This is a genomic window from Thermovibrio ruber (assembly GCF_055380895.1).
Window position 1 is genome coordinate 1,464,624 of record NZ_AP042397.1, and the last position, 16,179, is coordinate 1,480,802.

18 protein-coding genes are annotated in these 16,179 nt (G+C 45.2%); 11 read left to right on the forward strand and 7 right to left on the reverse strand.

The window, feature by feature from the left end:
- Nucleotides 1–1,077: a phospho-N-acetylmuramoyl-pentapeptide-transferase gene (gene mraY / locus ACZ424_RS07860; RefSeq protein WP_464904425.1), complete on the forward strand. Its 1,077-nt coding sequence runs from the start codon at nucleotides 1–3 to the stop codon at nucleotides 1,075–1,077.
- Here the strand turns inward: mraY and ACZ424_RS07865 are convergent.
- Nucleotides 1,034–1,369, reverse strand: coding sequence for an ArsR/SmtB family transcription factor (locus tag ACZ424_RS07865; RefSeq protein ID WP_464904426.1), 336 nt, complete (start codon nucleotides 1,367–1,369; stop codon nucleotides 1,034–1,036). The genes mraY and ACZ424_RS07865 overlap by 44 nt on opposite strands.
- A gap of 50 nt (nucleotides 1,370–1,419) precedes the next feature.
- Here ACZ424_RS07865 and cysE point away from each other — a divergent pair, with 50 nt between their 5' ends.
- Both cysE and ACZ424_RS07875 read left to right on the forward strand, forming a co-directional pair.
- On the forward strand, nucleotides 1,420–2,070 hold the full coding sequence (cysE, locus tag ACZ424_RS07870) for a serine O-acetyltransferase (RefSeq protein ID WP_464904427.1): 651 nt from the start codon (nucleotides 1,420–1,422) through the stop codon (nucleotides 2,068–2,070).
- A complete protein-coding gene (locus ACZ424_RS07875; RefSeq protein WP_464904428.1) occupies nucleotides 2,070–3,161 on the forward strand; it encodes an SPOR domain-containing protein in 1,092 nt (363 codons plus the stop codon). The genes cysE and ACZ424_RS07875 overlap by 1 nt, the downstream gene beginning before the upstream one ends.
- Nucleotides 3,162–3,174: 13 nt before the next feature.
- Here ACZ424_RS07875 and ilvC read toward each other — a convergent pair whose 3' ends face one another.
- The 3 genes from ilvC to ilvB are packed head-to-tail and all read right to left on the reverse strand — an operon-like array spanning nucleotide 3,175 to nucleotide 6,482.
- Nucleotides 3,175–4,182, reverse strand: coding sequence for a ketol-acid reductoisomerase (gene ilvC / locus ACZ424_RS07880; RefSeq protein WP_464904429.1), 1,008 nt, complete (start codon nucleotides 4,180–4,182; stop codon nucleotides 3,175–3,177).
- Between the two features lie 23 nt (nucleotides 4,183–4,205).
- Complete coding sequence (gene ilvN / locus ACZ424_RS07885) at nucleotides 4,206–4,733, reverse strand: acetolactate synthase small subunit (RefSeq protein ID WP_464904430.1); 528 nt, start codon at nucleotides 4,731–4,733, stop codon at nucleotides 4,206–4,208.
- A gap of 9 nt (nucleotides 4,734–4,742) precedes the next feature.
- A complete protein-coding gene (gene ilvB / locus ACZ424_RS07890) occupies nucleotides 4,743–6,482 on the reverse strand; it encodes a biosynthetic-type acetolactate synthase large subunit (protein WP_464904431.1) in 1,740 nt (579 codons plus the stop codon).
- A gap of 94 nt (nucleotides 6,483–6,576) precedes the next feature.
- Here ilvB and ACZ424_RS07895 point away from each other — a divergent pair, with 94 nt between their 5' ends.
- The gene (locus tag ACZ424_RS07895; protein ID WP_464904432.1) at nucleotides 6,577–7,863 is read left to right on the forward strand and encodes an anthranilate synthase component I family protein; all 1,287 of its coding nucleotides are present in this window, start codon (nucleotides 6,577–6,579) and stop codon (nucleotides 7,861–7,863) included.
- Here ACZ424_RS07895 and ACZ424_RS07900 read toward each other — a convergent pair whose 3' ends face one another.
- The 3 genes from ACZ424_RS07900 to ACZ424_RS07910 all read right to left on the reverse strand — a co-directional run bounded on the left by ACZ424_RS07900 (nucleotide 7,864) and on the right by ACZ424_RS07910 (nucleotide 9,939).
- The gene (locus ACZ424_RS07900; protein ID WP_464904433.1) at nucleotides 7,864–8,097 is read right to left on the reverse strand and encodes a hypothetical protein; all 234 of its coding nucleotides are present in this window, start codon (nucleotides 8,095–8,097) and stop codon (nucleotides 7,864–7,866) included.
- Between the two features lie 74 nt (nucleotides 8,098–8,171).
- Complete coding sequence (locus tag ACZ424_RS07905) at nucleotides 8,172–9,128, reverse strand: KpsF/GutQ family sugar-phosphate isomerase (RefSeq protein WP_464904434.1); 957 nt, start codon at nucleotides 9,126–9,128, stop codon at nucleotides 8,172–8,174.
- Nucleotides 9,052–9,939, reverse strand: coding sequence for a M48 family metallopeptidase (locus ACZ424_RS07910; RefSeq protein ID WP_464904435.1), 888 nt, complete (start codon nucleotides 9,937–9,939; stop codon nucleotides 9,052–9,054). Before ACZ424_RS07910 ends, ACZ424_RS07905 begins: the two co-directional genes overlap by 77 nt.
- Nucleotides 9,940–9,968: 29 nt before the next feature.
- Between ACZ424_RS07910 and rpoN the strand changes: the two genes are divergently transcribed.
- From rpoN to rnpA, 7 genes are read left to right on the forward strand one after another with little or no spacing between them, the layout of a single operon-like run.
- The gene (gene rpoN, locus ACZ424_RS07915; protein ID WP_464904436.1) at nucleotides 9,969–11,255 is read left to right on the forward strand and encodes an RNA polymerase factor sigma-54; all 1,287 of its coding nucleotides are present in this window, start codon (nucleotides 9,969–9,971) and stop codon (nucleotides 11,253–11,255) included.
- Nucleotides 11,252–11,704, forward strand: a complete 453-nt coding sequence (locus ACZ424_RS07920; protein ID WP_464904437.1) for a hypothetical protein — start codon at nucleotides 11,252–11,254, stop codon at nucleotides 11,702–11,704. Before rpoN ends, ACZ424_RS07920 begins: the two co-directional genes overlap by 4 nt.
- A complete protein-coding gene (locus tag ACZ424_RS07925) occupies nucleotides 11,704–14,361 on the forward strand; it encodes a [protein-PII] uridylyltransferase family protein (RefSeq protein WP_464904438.1) in 2,658 nt (885 codons plus the stop codon). The genes ACZ424_RS07920 and ACZ424_RS07925 overlap by 1 nt, the downstream gene beginning before the upstream one ends.
- Entirely contained in the window at nucleotides 14,340–14,960 is a 621-nt protein-coding gene (locus ACZ424_RS07930; protein WP_464904439.1) for a hypothetical protein, read from the forward strand. Before ACZ424_RS07925 ends, ACZ424_RS07930 begins: the two co-directional genes overlap by 22 nt.
- On the forward strand, nucleotides 14,932–15,609 hold the full coding sequence (locus ACZ424_RS07935) for a hypothetical protein (protein ID WP_464904440.1): 678 nt from the start codon (nucleotides 14,932–14,934) through the stop codon (nucleotides 15,607–15,609). The genes ACZ424_RS07930 and ACZ424_RS07935 overlap by 29 nt, the downstream gene beginning before the upstream one ends.
- 54 nt (nucleotides 15,610–15,663) lie before the next feature.
- Nucleotides 15,664–15,825, forward strand: a complete 162-nt coding sequence (gene rpmH, locus ACZ424_RS07940) for a 50S ribosomal protein L34 (RefSeq protein WP_464904441.1) — start codon at nucleotides 15,664–15,666, stop codon at nucleotides 15,823–15,825.
- Nucleotides 15,810–16,178 (forward strand): ribonuclease P protein component, encoded by a 369-nt coding sequence (gene rnpA / locus ACZ424_RS07945; protein WP_464904442.1) that lies wholly within the window; start codon nucleotides 15,810–15,812, stop codon nucleotides 16,176–16,178. The genes rpmH and rnpA overlap by 16 nt, the downstream gene beginning before the upstream one ends.
- The last annotated feature ends 1 nt before the right edge of the window (nucleotide 16,179 follow it).

Below are 16,179 nucleotides of genomic sequence, written 5' to 3' on the forward strand. Positions count from 1 at the left end.
ATGCTCTACCTGGTCTTCTACAAAACTTTAGGAATAACCCTTTTTAAGTACATAACTTTTAGAAGCATATACGCAGCACTTACTGCTATGTTTGTAGGCTTTTTACTCTACCCCTACTTTGAGAGAAAGCTTAAGGATTTACAGTTTAAACAGACCATTAAAGAGTATTTACCTGAAACCCACAAGAAGAAGCAAGTTCCCACGATGGGAGGGCTCCTCATAATAACAGCCCTCCTCTTTTCGGTTTTACTGTGGAACAATCTCTTTAACAGATTTGTCTGGTTAGTTATTTTTGTAGTTATAGGCTTTGGGGTTATAGGCTTTGTTGACGACTACGTTAAGGCAAAGTTAAAGAAACCTGAAGGAATTTCTGAAAAGGCGAAGTTCCTATCTCAACTTGCCGTTGCTACGGTTGTTGCTCTCTACCTTTACTACTCCGGTTTTTCAACGGAGCTCTACTTTCCCGTCTTTAAAAACATCCACTTTGACCTCGGTTGGTTCTTTATCCCGTGGGCAGTTTTTGTCATCGTTGGGGCCTCAAACGCCGTGAACATAACAGACGGTTTGGACGGCCTTGCTATTGGGCCTGTTATAACTACTTCCTTGGTCTTTACCGTTTTTTCTTACGTTGCTGGGAACGTAAAGCTTGCCACCTACCTTCACCTTCCTTACGTTCCCGGGGCAGGAGAGCTTGCGATTGTCTGTTCAGCCCTCATAGGGGCGTCCCTTGCGTTTCTGTGGTTTAACGCTTATCCTGCAGAAGTCTTTATGGGAGACGTTGGGTCGCTGTCGCTGGGAGCTCTCCTTGGAACCGTTGCCGTTTTAACGAAGCAGGAGTTCATTCTTGCAATTGCCGGAGGAATTTTCGTTTTAGAGACCGTTTCGGTGATTATTCAGCGTTATTACTTCAAGTATACAAAGAGGAAGTACGGAGAGGGAAAAAGAATCTTTAGAATGGCTCCGCTCCATCACCACTTTGAGAAGATGGGGTGGGAAGAGCCTAAGATTACCGTTCGTTTCTGGGTTATTTCAGTTATTCTTGCTCTTCTTGCTCTAAGTATGTTGAAGATTCGTTAATTGGAACGCCTGCAGCCTTGAGAATTTTTATAATAGATCTATCCTTAAGTTTACAGGGAGATTTTACGTTGAACCTGTCAACTTTCTCTATTATTCCCATCTCTCTTAAAATGGTTGCGTGTTGTGATAGTAAAGGTTGTGGAACTCCCAGCTCTTGTCTTATCTCTTTTGGTTTTTTTGGCCCTTCTGCAAGTGAAACAACTATTCCTATTCTTATTGGATTAGATAGTATTTCAAAAAGCTTTGCGAATTCTTCATATTTTTTATACTTTTTTTCGCAAGCTTCAGACATTGACACCTCCTATCTCCAGCGACTCAATTTTAGCACAGGAGTTTGTCCAGATGCTGAAACGGTTAAGGGAAGACATTCAGACAGTATTTGAGAGAGACCCTGCAGCAAGAAGCGTTGTAGAGGTTCTACTCTGTTATCCAGGCCTTCATGCTATCTGGTTTCACAGAGTTGCCCACTGGCTCTGGAACCATAAACTCAAGACCTTCGCCCGTTTGGTTTCACACATCTCTCGCTGGCTTACGGGAATAGAGATCCACCCGGGGGCAAAGATTGGACGCCGTTTCTTCATAGACCACGGCATGGGAGTTGTAATAGGGGAAACGGCGGAAATTGGAAACGACGTAACCATCTATCACCAAGTTACTTTAGGAGGAACGAGCACTAAGAAGGGAAAGCGTCACCCTACAATAGGAAATAATGTTGTAATAGGTGCTGGAGCGAAAGTTTTGGGACCTGTAAGAGTTGGTGATAACTGTAAAATAGGGGCGAACTCAGTTGTTATAAGGGACGTTCCTCCAAACTCTACAGTCGTTGGAATACCGGGTAAAGTGGTTAAGAGAGACGGTATAAAACCAACAAAGGTTGACCTTGAACACGGCCAACTGCCAGACCCAGTTATGGAGACTCTGAAGCAGATGCTTACGATTATTCACGATTTGGAGCTTGAGGTTAAGAGTTTGAAAAAGAAAGTTGGAGAGTGATGGAGAGATTTTTAGCTGTTCTATTTCTAATTTTTAGTTTGAACGCTTTTGGAGTTGAACCTGAAGCGGGAAAGGTCTTTTTTACAGTTCAAGTTGCCTCTTTTAAGGATATTTCGAAGGCACGTCAGGTTTTAGAGAAAGTAAAAGATTTGCCATACGCTAGAATTTCTTATCGCAACGGAAGGTATAAAGTAAGATTAGGTTTTTTTAAATCTTTTTCAGAAGCTCAAAAGTTTGTAAAAGAGAAGCTAAAGGGAAAAGTTAGTGATTACTACATAACTAAAATTAAGTTTTCTCCGGAAGGTGTTTTCTTTGTTAACAAGCAAGCTGTTCTCAAACCTAAAATTTCTGCTCCTCAAAAGAATTCTACTACCAATATTAAAGGTTCTTTATCACACGAAGTTAGAGAGAAAGCTTCAGAAAGGGGAAAAGTAAATAATAGTGAACCTAAAAAAGAAGGCCTTACTGTTGGGAAATCGGACTATCAGGTGATGAAAAAAGCTCAAGAGGAGCTTAAAAAAACGGAGACTTTGATAAATAGTGATTTGAGTAAAGAGAAAAAGAAAAAAGAGTCAAGGATTAATAAAAGCAATGTAACTGTTGAAGAAAAGAAAGAAAAAAATAGAACGGAGCTTGGAAAGAGGCATGTCTATTTCTCAAATAATAAAAATAAAGAAGTAAAAAATCAGGCGAAAGAAAAGAGTAGGAAATTTTTAAATAAAAGTTCTTCTCCTTTCTTAATCTTAAGTGGAATTGGTCTTTTTCTGATACTCGTATTTATAGGCTTAAAAAGAAGGAAGGGGACTTCACCAAAAGACCTTGAAAAACTGACTGCAGAACTCTTTAAAGGGGGAAGGTGTGAGGAGCTCCTTGAAACCGTTCTACCCCTTCTCCCCTCTCAACCGGCTAATACTTTTCTTAGAAAGGCCGTTGCAGACTGCTTTATAAAACAGGGTAAGTTCCTTGAAGCTGCATCTCTTTATGAGGAGATAGCCGAAATACTTGACAAAAAAGGCCTTTCTGTTCTATCGGAGGATTTTAAGAGAAAGGCTGAAGAAGTTTACGGTAGGGAGTTTAAAAGGAGGGGATAGCCCCCTCCGGAGTTTACTTCAGTTCTTTCTTCTGCTGTTTAAGGAACGGCATCATCTCCCTTAGTTTCTTACCTACCTTCTCAATTGGATGTTCAGCTTCCATCTTTCTGTGGGCGTTGAGAACCGGGTAGTTAGCTTGAGCCTCAAGGACAAACTCTCTTGCAAACTCCCCAGTCTGAATTTCTTTCAGAATTTTCTTCATGTTTTCCTTAACCCTTTCGTCAATTACCCTTGGGCCTCTCGTGTAGTCTCCGTATTCGGCGGTGTCTGAAATTGAGTATCTCATTCCTGCAAGTCCGTGCTGGTAGATGAGGTCAACGATGAGCTTTAGCTCGTGGAGACACTCAAAGTATGCAACCTCTGGCTGGTAACCGGCCTCTACGAGGGTCTCAAACCCTGCCTTTATAAGGGCTGCCGTTCCACCGCAGAGAACTGCCTGCTCTCCAAAGAGGTCGGTCTCTGTCTCCTCTTTGAACGTTGTCTCTATAACTCCTGCCCTTGTCGCTCCGATTCCTTTAGCGTAGGCAAGGGCGATGTCAAAGGCCTTTCCAGTTGCGTCTTGGTGAACCGCAACAAGGGCTGGAACTCCTGCTCCCTCCAGGTAAGTCCAGCGAACTAAATGGCCGGGTCCTTTTGGAGCTACCATGCAGACGTCAACGTCTTCAGGAGGGACTATCTGGTTGAAGTGGATGTTGAACCCGTGGGCAAAGGCTAAAGCCTTTCCGGGTTCAAGGTTCGGTTTTACTGCCTCTTCATAAACTTTCTTCTGAACGGGATCTGGAAGGAGGAACATTATTACGTCTCCCTTCTTTGCAGCTTCTTCAGGGGTCAGAACCTCAAATCCGTCTGCCTTTGCCTTCTCGGCAGACCTGCCCGACCTTAGGCCGATAACTACCTCAATTCCGCTGTCCCTCAAGTTTAATGCGTGGGCGTGTCCCTGGCTTCCATAACCGAGGATTGCTACAGTTTTGCCCTTTAAGTAGTCAAGGCTTGCATCTGAATCGTAGTAAACCTTTGCCATGGCGACCTCCTATCTCATCTCAATTATTCTTTCTGTTCTCCAAATGTCTCTCCCTGGAGAGCTCTCACCATTGCAACCCTTCCAGTTCTTGCCATCTCCCTTATTCCTATGGGTTTTATGAGCTCTAAAAAGGCGTCAATCTGGTCTTCGTCTCCGGTTAGCTCAACTGTGTATGTGTCTTTAGAGACGTCAACGACTTGAGCTCCGAAGATGTTAACCAGCCTCAGAACCTCGTCTTTCTTCTCAGAGTTTTCAACGTTTACCCGGACAATGAGGAGCTCCCTGTCAAGCTTCTTCTTGTCGGTTAAGTCCCTTACCTTGAAAACGTCAATTATTCTTCTGAGCTGCTTAACTATCTGCTCAATTGTGTGCTCGTCTCCCCTTGCTACCATCGTTATACGGGAGATTGTAGGGTCTTCAGTATGTCCAACGTTTAGACTCTCTATGTTGTAACCCCTTGAGCTGAAGAGCTCTATTATCCTTGCCAGAGCTCCTGGCTGGTTCTCTACTAAAACGCTTATTACGTGCTTCCTGTACTCGCCTCTATCCATCTCTACCTCTTAAACGGCTTTCTTCTCTGCCTTCTTTCCGTAGCTTGGGAGTATCATCTCGTGGAGAGCTCCCCCGGGCGGAACCATCGGGAAGACGTCCTCTTCCCTGTCAACGATAAAGTCTATTACAACAGGCCTATCGTTTATGGCCATTGCCTCTTTGAGAACGGCTTCAACCTCTGCAGGTTTCGTTGCCCTCAGTCCTACTCCTCCCATAGCCTCAACTAACTTCACAAAGTCCGGCTGAACGTCTAAGTGAACTTGTGAGTAGTTCTTCTGGTAGAAGATTCCCTGCCACTGGCGAACCATTCCAAGGAAGCCGTTGTTTATGATTGCAACCTTTATCGGAATGTTGTAGTGGACGGCTGTAACGATCTCCTGCATGTTCATCTGGAATGAGCCGTCTCCGGAGACGCAGAATACCGTTTTGTCTGGCCTTCCGACCTTTGCTCCTATCGCGGCTGGAACGCCGAAACCCATAGTTCCCAGCCCGCCGGAGGTTACGAGCTGCCTCGGGAACTTGAACTTGTAATACTGGGCGACCCACATCTGGTGCTGCCCTACGTCAGTCGTAATTATGGCCTCTCCCTTTGTTGCTTCCCATATCTTCTGGATAACGAACTGGGGCTTGATGACCCTGTCGCTGGGTTCATACCAGAGAGGATACCTTTCAGCCCAGCTTTTAACTTTCAGTATCCACCTTTCCCTTGCAGCGTAGAACTCCCTGTTCTTTGCTACCTGCTTCTCAACTTCTGGAAGGAGCTCCTCCATTACGAGCTTTGCGTCTCCAACTATTGGAATGTCAACAGGCCTGTTCTTTCCTATCTCTGCGCTGTCAACGTCTATGTGGATTACTTTGGCGTTTGGGGCAAACTCAGAAAGTTTCCCAGTTACCCTGTCGTCAAACCTTGCTCCGACGGCAATTAAGAGGTCGCTCTCCTGAACTGCCATGTTTGCTGCGTAGGTTCCGTGCATTCCTAACATTCCGAGGAAGAACGGATGGTTTCCGGGAACGGCAGTGAGCCCCATAAGGGTTGCAACCATAGGGATGTTTGCAACTTCGGCCATCTTTACAACTAACTCTGAAGCGCCGGAGGAGACGACTCCGCCTCCAATGTAGAGGACAGGCCTTTCTGCTGAAGCTATGGCCTTTGCAGCCCTCTTTATCTGTCCCGGATGTCCCTTTAAAACCGGCTTATAACTCCTTATCTGAACGGGGGTTTTATACTCTTCTTCAAAGAAGTCTGCGAGCTCTCTCGTAACGTCCTTTGGAAGATCAACTAAAACCACTCCAGGCCTTCCAGTTTTTGCTATGTGAAACGCCTTTTTAACCGTATCTACAAGGTCTTTTACGTCTTTCACGAGGAAGTTGTGTTTCGTTATTGGCCTCGTTATTCCAACTGTGTCAACTTCCTGGAACGCGTCGTTTCCTATCATGTAAGTTGGGACATTTCCTGTAAAGGCAACTACGGGAACTGAGTCTATCTGCGCCGTTGCAAGCCCAGTTACGAGGTTTGTTGCTCCGGGGCCTGAAGTTGCAAAGCAGACTCCAACCTTTCCCGTTACCCTTGCGTAGCCGTCTGCTGCGTGGGCTGCTCCCTGTTCGTGTCGGGTTAGGTAGTGTTTCAGCGGGGAGAAGGGGAGCCTGTCGTAGATGTCTAAAACTGCTCCGCCGGGGTATCCAAATATCTTCTCAACTCCTTCAAGCTCTAGGGCTCTGAGGAGAATCTCTGCACCGGAAAGTTTCATTACGCTCCTCCTACTTCGTGTAAATGGGAATAATAGCACAAAGGAACTTCAGCTCCTATATTGAGTCTCACTCTCAGTAGAGGAGGGATAACCCTTGAGGATTGAGCGTTTGCCCTACAGAGACCCGTTGTCGGTTTTCCTCTCCCTTTCTGAATATGGTCATCCCGTTAAGCTCTTCCTTGACTCTGCCAACGTTAACGGGAAAACCGGTAGGTTTTCAGTTATCTGTATAGGGGTTGAAGATGATATTGTTCTAAGGGATAACCCGTTAGTTTTTGAGGAGCTCTACCTCTTTTACTCAAAGTATGCCGAAAAATACAGATTTGAGAATCTGCCCTTTGGAATTTACGGCTACGTTTCATACGATTCAAATAGGTTTATAGAGAACGTTCCGTCCCCTTGGGTTGACGATCTTAAAATGGCTGACGTTCACTTCTTCCTGCCTAAACAGACTCTGATTTTTGACAACCTAAAGAGGGAGCTCTTTTTAGTTTCCCTTGAAGGGAATTTAAACCTTGACAAACTGCCGGAGTATAGGCCAAAAAACTATTCTTCAGTTTTCTATAGGACGAACATGGAAAGGGATTACTTTACCTACGCCGTTGAGAGAATAAAGGAATACATAGCTTCGGGAGACTCGTTTCAGGTTAACTTCTCTCAGAGGATAGACGTTCTCTTTAAGGGAAGTTTTGTGGAGCTCTACAGACGCCTCAGGCTTTTAAACCCTTCTCCCTTTTCTTTCTTCTTTCAGCTCGGGGAGTTTACTGCCGTTTCTTGCTCTCCCGAGAGGCTCGTTAAAGTTGAGGGAAATGTCGTTGAAACCCGTCCCATAGCCGGAACGAGAAGGAGAGGAAGGACGAAAGAGGAGGACTTGAGTTTAGAGAGAGAACTCTTCTTATCTGAAAAAGAGAGAGCTGAACACGTGATGCTTGTTGATCTTGAGAGGAACGACCTCGGAAGGATATGTCGCTACGGAACTGTTGAGGTTGATGAACTTATGGTTCCTGAGAGGTATTCCCACGTAATCCATATCGTCTCAAACGTTAGGGGAGTTTTGATGGAAAGGGTAAGGAACGTTGACGTTTTGAGAGCTCTCTTTCCCGGCGGAACGATTACGGGAGCTCCAAAAGTAAGGACTATGGAGATTATTGCAGAGCTTGAGCCGACGAGGAGAGCTCTCTACACAGGTTCGGTTGGTTATATGGCTTTTAATGGAAATATGGACTTTAACATTGTTATCAGAACGCTGCTTTTTAAAGGAAACCTTGGAACTTTACAGGTAGGAGCGGGAATTGTCTGGGACTCTGTCCCTGAGAGGGAGTTTAAGGAGACCCTCCACAAAGGAAGGGCCCTTCTTGAATCCCTCGGAATAGCCTTTTAACTACTGCTCAATATTTTCTTCTTCTTCCTCTTTTCTCTTTGTCGGTTCAAGGAGCTGGGTTAACTCTGCAACTGTGGAGTTCTCTAACTTCTCCTCAATAATGAGTCTTATGAGTCTGTTGAGCTTCTGTTCGTTGTTTCCTGCAACACCTAACAGTATAAAGTAGAGTCTTTTAGGTATTGAGAGACGAACGATCCTGTTTGCCCTCTTTCCTGCTTTTCTTCCTCTTGCCATTTTATCCTCCAAAAATACTGTTTATTTTGAACATTTTATCAAAAACTGAAATTTGTTCAGAAGATTTAATTTTCTTACAGAATTCTTCTGCCCAAAATATCGTGCAGATGGATAATACCTTCTACTTCTCCTTTTTTGTTGACTATTGGTAGAACGGTTATTTTGTTCTCTTCCATAATTTTTAATGCTTCCTCTGCAAACAGATTACCGTCAATAACTTTGGGATTTTTCGTCATAATTTCCTTTGCTTTAGACTCAAGGTCAAATCCCCTTTCAAAGGCCCTTCTTAGGTCTCCATCGGTTATTATTCCCTTTAGTTTACCCTTTTCATCAATAACGAGGGTTGCTCCTAATTTTTTTGACGAGATCTCGTAAATAACGTCCTTTACGGAAGAGTTGGGGCTTACCTTCGGTATTTCTTCACCCTTTCTCATTAACTCTTTCACTTTAGAAAGTCTTATACCCAACTTCCCGCCGGGATGAAATCTCTTAAAGTCCTTTTCTGTAAAGCCTTTTAACTTCATAAGTGCAGCTGCAATGGCATCTCCAAGGGCTAACGTGGCAGTTGTTGAGGTTGTTGGAGCAAGGTTCAGTGGGCAGGCTTCTCTTTCAACGTGAAGGTTTAATACAACATCTGAAAGCCTTGCAAGAGAAGATTTTGGTTTGCTAGTTATTGCGATTACCGGTATTCCAAAGCTCTTTATTGTGGGGATTATGGAGAGGAGCTCCTGTGTCTCTCCGCTGTTTGAAACGGCTATTACCGTATCCTCTCCCTTTACCATTCCGAGGTCTCCGTGGGCTGCGTCTGTAGGATGGAGGAAAAAAGCCGGAGTTCCTGTGCTTGAAAGGGTTGCGGCGATTTTCTTACAGATAAGTCCAGACTTCCCTACTCCTGTAAGAACTACTCTGCCCTTTGTTTTGGAGAGGAGCTCCACCGCCTTAACGAAGTTTTCATCAAGCAGCTCTGAGAGTCTCTGAAGGGCTTTTGCTTCCTCCTCTATTACCCTCTTTCCCTCTTTCAGGATCTCCATTAAGCCTCCTGAGGACTTTCTCCCTATACCTTTCCTCGTTAAAGGGGTTTGTAAGCCAGCTCTTTGGAAACGTTCTTATCCAACGGTTAAGGTTCTCTATCCTTTTCTTGTTTGTAGGGTGGTCCATGAAGAGCTCCGTTACCCCTGAAGGTTTAAACTTCATCAGACTGTCTAATATCTCCAGTGTCTCAATTGAGGCAACGGGGTTCCAGCCTGCTTTTCCCGTAAAGTAGGCTCCCATCTCGTCTGCTTCCATCTCCTCTTGTCTGCTGTATCCGGCAAGGACTATCTGGTATAGGACTTTTAACACCTGAACTTCCGCTTGAGATAGCTCTTTTTCTCCTAAGGTAAGGGATAAGAGGAAGTTGATACCGTAGATTACTTGAAGCCTTCTGATGGCGTGTCTCCCTACTATGTGGCCTGTTTCGTGGCCTAAGACAAAGGCCAAGTCGGCCTCGTTCTTTAAGTGTTTCAGAAGGCCTGTGTATATGTAAACCCAACCACCCGGCAGTGAAAAAGCGTTAAGCTCCGGGCTCTCTATTACTTTGTAGTGGTATGTTATGTCGTATCTTCCGGAGACTGCAGCAATCTTCTGACCAACCCAGTTAACGTAGCTGTTTACTACAGGGTCTTTACACAGTTTCGAGTGGCTTTCAACCTGCTTCGCTGCCTCTCTACCTAGTGCAACTTCCTCTGATGTCGGAATGAGAATTAGGGACCTCTCCCCAAAGGGAGAGGTTCTGACGACGCCACAGGCAAAAGAAAAGAGCGTTAAAACAAAAAGTAGCGGTAAAACATATATTCTTCTCATAGCAGGAGAATTTTACTACGGGGAGAGTTTTGAAGCAGCAGTTTGAGTTTAACCTTATTCTAACTCAGCAGTTAAAACTTACGTCGTCGGTTGTTCTGAGCCTCCACCTCCTTCAGCTTCCCCTCGTCTCGTTGGAGGAGTTCCTGAAGAACGAGGTAGAGACCAACCCCCTCATAGAGCCGGAGGGAGAGGAGCCTTCCGATTTGAAAGCAGAGCCATCAGAGAACTTTGACTTCATCTTTGAGGGAGGAAACGTCTTTGTTCCAGAAGAGGAAGAGAGTAGCACCTACCCGTCTAAAGAGAGTGTTTACGATAAGCTGAAGAAACAGATTCTGGTGGAGTTTGAAGGTTTAGACAGAGAAGTTGCCCTGTATATACTTGAAAACCTTGACGGTAGAGGATTTCTCCTTCTTTCCGAAGAGGAGATAGCTTCTCATTTTGGTGTTCCTGTTGAAAAGGTTAGAAAGGTTAGGGAGCTCTTTAAAAAACTCACTCCCGTTGGCTGCGGTTCCTACTCGCTAAAAGAGCTCCTTCAGGTACAGCTTGAGGAGATGGGAGCTCCCCCAAAACTGATTGATTCGCTTCTCTTTTTAGAGTTCATATCGTCTCCGTCAACTTTTAAGGCTAAGGCCGGCTTGACAGATGAGGAGCTTGAGGAGCTCCTCTCATACTTAAGGCGGTGCGATACCCGTCCCGGAGAGGGTGGGGAGTTTAACACCTTCGTAAAGCCCGACGTGAGAGTTTGGCTTGATAGAGAAGGGGAGTTGAAGATAGAAGTTCTCCAGCCTTCTTGGTTTAAGTTTCGGATAAACAGCTACTACCTGAAACACGCTTCCAGAGAGGAGTTGAAAAAGTTTATCTACGAGAAGTATCAGAGAGCTCTCTACCTTAAAAAGGCCGTTGACCAGAGAAGGGAAACTTTAGAGAGGGTTTTGAGAGAGCTCTTTGAGAGGCAGAAAGAGTTCTTAAAAGATGGAAAGACCTTAAAGCCCGTTACCCTTTCAGACATCGCATCTTCCCTCTCTATCCACGAGTCAACCGTAAGCAGGGCTTTAAAGGATAAAATGGTAGAGACTCCTTTTGGAGTTTACCCTGTTAGCTTCTTCCTCAGTAGACAGGTTTCGTCATCACTTCAAGAGCAGATAAAGAGGGCTATAAGAGAAATAGTTGAGAGTGAGGATAAGAAGAAACCTTACAGCGACAGTAAAATTGCTGCTTTATTAGAAAAGAGAGGTTTTAAGGTTGCAAGGAGAACAGTTGCCAAGTATAGGGAGGAGATGGGAATTCCCGGGGCATTCAAGAGGAGGGTAAGGTGAAATTGGAAACTCCCGATAAGATGGAGCTGATAGGAACGAGGAGTTATAAGCTCCTCCAGAAAGTAGTTCAGCTTATGAGGTTTGTTTTCATACTTACCCTTACAGTTTACCTCTTCTTTTGTCTCCTGAGCCTTATAAACGACCTTTTTCTGATAGTGAAAGGGGATTCTTTCTTCTTAACGTTTACCCAGATGAGGGATTTTTTAACAGATGCCCTCTTTGTTCTAATCGTTATTGATTTCATACTGGCAATGTTCTACCAGAAGAGGATTCACTACGTCCTATCCCTCCTTGAGATAGGCTTTATCGTTGTTACGAGAAAGCTCATACTCCTCACTCCTGAGCCTGAAAATGCCCACCTTATCTTTGTTCTTACGTTCGCTTCTGCCCTATTCTTTGTTCTTATCTTCTACTTCTACAAAGTTACAGGGAGGCTGAGGAAGGCATAGTGAAATACCTATTTGACAAGTTAAGTTCTGAGTTTTCTGGAGAGTGGAGGGAGCTCCTCTCCTACGTTAAAGAAAACGAAGAGAGGTTACCAAACCCTAAGAGAGCTCTCATCTACCTTGAAAAGCTCTACGGCGCTTTGAAGGGGGAGCTCCCTGCAGAGCTTGAGAGGGATTTCCTCTACCATCTTGTTGAGCTCTTCTCTGCTTCCCGATTCCTCTCAGACTTCCTTATAAGGCACACAGAACTTCTTCCCAGCCTTCAGCAGGTTTACAGGGAAAGGCTGAACCCTGAAGACTTCTCCTTCTCTTTTTCCTCTGAGAGTAAAAAGTCCTTTATGGAGGAGCTCCGCGTCTTTAAACACTTTTACATGGCAAGAATTGTTCTTAGAGACCTTTTAGGCCTTGCACCTTTTCAGGAACTCGTAAGGGACGTTACTCTTGTTCACGACGCCTGTATAAGAGCTGCCTACCAGTTTGCCTACTCCCAGCTGGTTAAACGCTACGGTGAGCCCACTTCAACGTTCGTTGTCGTTGATATGGGAAAGGCCGGAGGTTTTGAGCTCAACTACGCTTCTGACATAGACCTCATCTACGTTTACGGCACCCGTTACGGTAAAACCTCTGGGGGGAGTTTGGGGGAGCTCCACAACCACGACTTCTTCACCCTTCTGGCAAAGGAGATAACGGAGCTCCTAACCGAGAAGACCTCTGAAGGTATCTGCTGTCCCGTTGATACCCGTTTAAGGCCTAACGGAACTATGGGGCCTCTGGTAAACGACATTGAAGCCCTTGAGCAGTATTACACAGCTGTTGCAAGACCGAGGGAAAGGTTCGCCCTTCTGAAGGCCCGACCCTCCGTTGGAGACATTGTAGAAACGGGTATTGAGTTCTTTAAACTTGCAAGGGCTTTCGTTTACAAGAAATACATAGACATCTCCCTCATTGAAGAGGTCTTAAAGCTTAAGGAGATGATAAAAGCGAAGGTTAGAAAGAAGGGAGAGAAGATAGACCTGAAGTTAGGGCTTGGTGGAATAAGGGAAGTTGAGTTTATCGTTCAAGCCTTTCAACTCATCTACGGCGGTAAGTTTCCTCAGATACGCTCAAGAAATACCCTTGTTGCGCTCAGGCGACTTTTCAGATGGGGATTCCTTACGGAGGAGGAGTTTAGGGAGCTCCAGGACTCATACATTTTCTTAAGGCGCTGTGAGCACATGCTCCAGATAACCGATTTTAGGCAGACCCAGACGTTTCACCCTGAAAGCGAGGAAGCCCTTGAGCTTGCGAAGAAGATGGGCTTTAAAAGCAGAGAGGAGTTCCTTGAAAAGTTAAGGGAAGTAATGAGTAGGGTTAACCGCCACTTTAACAGGTTCTTCCCTACCGGAGATAGGAGAGCTCTCTCCTCTTACGGGATTGACCAGCTGAGGAAAATGGGGTTTGAACAGCCTGAAGAGGTTAAACGGTTTATAGATGTTCTCCTTTCAACGAGGAGTCTTCTGCCTGAGGAAAGGAGTAGACTTGACGCCTTCGGAGACCGGTTTTTAAGGCTTCTGCTTACTGCTCCTTCTCCATTAACAGCCCTCAAAAACCTCGTCAGCTTTATTGAAACGGAAGAGGGTAAGCTCTTTTTCTTCTCCTACATCTCCCACGAGAACATCGTAAAACTGTTAATTTACCTCCTTTCAACGAAAGAGTTTTTCATGAGGCGTTTCAGAGAGACCCCGGAGCTCTTAGAGCACATCTTCCGTCCAGAACTGATAGAGAGAGGGGTTGACATTTCCCTCTACAGAGATCTTAGGGGGGAACTTAAAAGTCTTCGTTTCGTTAAGAACCTTCTTGAAGTTGTAGCCCTTCTCAGATACCGCTTAGGAAGGTCTGAGGTTGAGGACTTCCTTTCAGAGATAACCTCAGTTTGCGACGGGGTCCTTGAGGACGTTTATAGAGAGCTCTCCCCCTCCTTTTCTCTCTCATCTTTAGGAAAGCACGGCAGTAGGGAGATGAACGTTGGTTCAGACTTAGACCTTCTCTTTATAGCCCCTTCAAGTGAGGGTAAAGACGCAGACAGGGCTGTTGAACTTATAAAGAGGTTAGAAAACCTTGGTTACGAAGTTGATACGAGGTTAAGGCCCTTTGGAGAGAAAGGAGAGCTTGTTTTTACTTCTGATTACTTCACGAAGTATCTGACTGAAAATGCAAGGCTCTGGGAGAGGCTGGCCTTTACCCGTTTCCGTTTCCTCTTCGGAGCTCTAAAAGACGAGGTTGAGAGTGCCGTTATGGAGTTCCTATTTGGAAAGCCCTTTGACTCTGAAACCCTTGAAGGTAGTGTTTCTATGAGGGAGAGGTTGGAAAGGGAGCTTTCAAGGAAGGAACCTCTCAAGTATGGCAGAGGGGGAATTGTTGACCTTGAATTTATTTCCTACATCTACCAGCTCTACTCAAAGAGGTGGCTGAGGAATACCCTTTCCTCACTGAAAGCCTTGGCAGAAGAAGAACCCCGTTTCAGCGGGGGAGAGGAGCTCTACAGAGAACTCCGTAAGGTAGAAACAAATACAAGGCTTTTTGGAGTTCCCCTCCTTCCCGATGATAGAATAGAGAACCTGAAACAGGAAGTCCGGTCTTTCTACCTGGAGTTTATAGAATGGATGAGATCAAGAGTTTAGACGAGTATGCCCAAGAGGTTCTTGACTGCATCAGGGATAGGTATGAGAACTTTTTCTACAGAGGGCAGGACGACATTGCCGTTATAAGGGAGTGGTATAACCTGGGAATTGAGCCCCACTACGTCCTTATGGCGCTTTCAGAGGAGAACGTTCCTGAGCGTTTTACCTTCAGGGATATAAGGGAAATCGTTAAGCAGTGGTTTTTCCGGGAGTGTAGGAAAGAGGCCGACGAGGCGAGGAGGAGCTTTCTAAAGGAAACCCTTCCCTACAACAGGTTGGAAAAGCTTTACAAGATAGTTAAGTCTATCCTTATAGAGCTCCAGGTAAAGGACCTCTCCATTGCTGAAAAAATCCTTTCTCTCAGGAACTACCCGAACCTACTTGAAGTTGAAAGGGCACTTCAAGAGATAGAGGATCGGTTTTACGAGATCGTTGAAATGCACTCTCCGAAGGTAAAGGAGTGTAGAGAAGAGGCTAAGAGGAAGTTGGAGCCCTACACGTTCTACTGGAACGTTAAGGTATACAGACTGACGGAGAGAGCTCTCATTAGGGAGTGCCTAAAGAGGGAGCATGGAATCCCCGAGTTCTCAGCTGTTTAACCTTCTTGACTATCCCCGCTGTAATACTGAACTTGGAAAGAGGCGGTTCAGCCTGTTAACCTCTTACGGAGTTAGAAATCTCTCTTTTGTTTCTAAGGGCTACAGGGGAGTGGTTTTTAAAGGGGAACTCTCGGGAAAGCCCGTTGCCGTTAAGGTTCCAAGGTCTGATGCGGGAAAAGAGGGAGTAGCAGAAAAAGAGTACTCTGTTCTTAAACACCTTCAGTCGTGTTTAGGCAATAGAAATCCTGCTCCTAAGCCTTACATCTGCACTTCTGACTTTATCGTTATGGAGTGGATAGAGGGAGCTCCCTTTTCCGTTGCCCTTAAAGTTTACGGCAAAAGAGTTCTCATTTCAGCTTTAGAGAGCTGTTATCTCCTTGACCTGTGCAGGGTTGAGCACTCAGAGATTAAAGGGGAGAAGCACCTTCTCTTTAACGGAGAGAGAGTAAGAGTAATTGACTTTGAGAGCGCCAGGTTTAAGGAAAAGCCCAGAAATCTACTCCAGTTTTTAGGCTACCACATTTTAAGGAGAAAGGAGCTCCTGAAGGAGATGGGGATTTATGAGGAGGAAGTCTTTTCCCTCATCTCCAACTACAAGGAGAACCCTGAAAAAACTTTCCCCAAAATTCTTTCTCTCTTTGACAAATAGACTCACTTGCCTATAATTCCCTTATCAAATTTCCCCCTCTTTCGGAGGTGAAAGTTGTCAACAAAGAGGACGTACCAACCGAGCAGGATTCACGGTAAGAGAGTTCACGGATTCAGAGCCCGTATGAAGAGCAAGAGCGGTCGCGAGATCCTCAGGAGGCGCAGGAAGAAGGGTCGCTGGAAGCTTACGGTAAGTGACGAGTGGAAGAGAAAGTAAATTTTAAGTTCCGTCCCCACGAGAGGTTAAAGAAGCAGAGGGAGTTTGAAAGAGTGTTTGCCCACGGGAAGAGCCTCGGTGGTTCTACCGTGGCTTTTTATTTCTGTCCAAACGACCTTGGATATCCGAGGGCAGGTTTTATAGCCTCTAAGAAGATCTCAAAGAGGGCCGTTGACAGGAACAGGGCTAAGCGCTTAATGAGGGAAGTTTTTAGGCTCAACAAACATAAACTCAAACCGGTAGACCTGGTCTTTATAGCAAGGAAAGGAATCTTAGGAAAAAAGTACCAGGAAGTTGAGAAGGATTTCCTTTACCTTGCAAGGAGAGCCGGTATCTTAAAAGAAGGGGAATAAA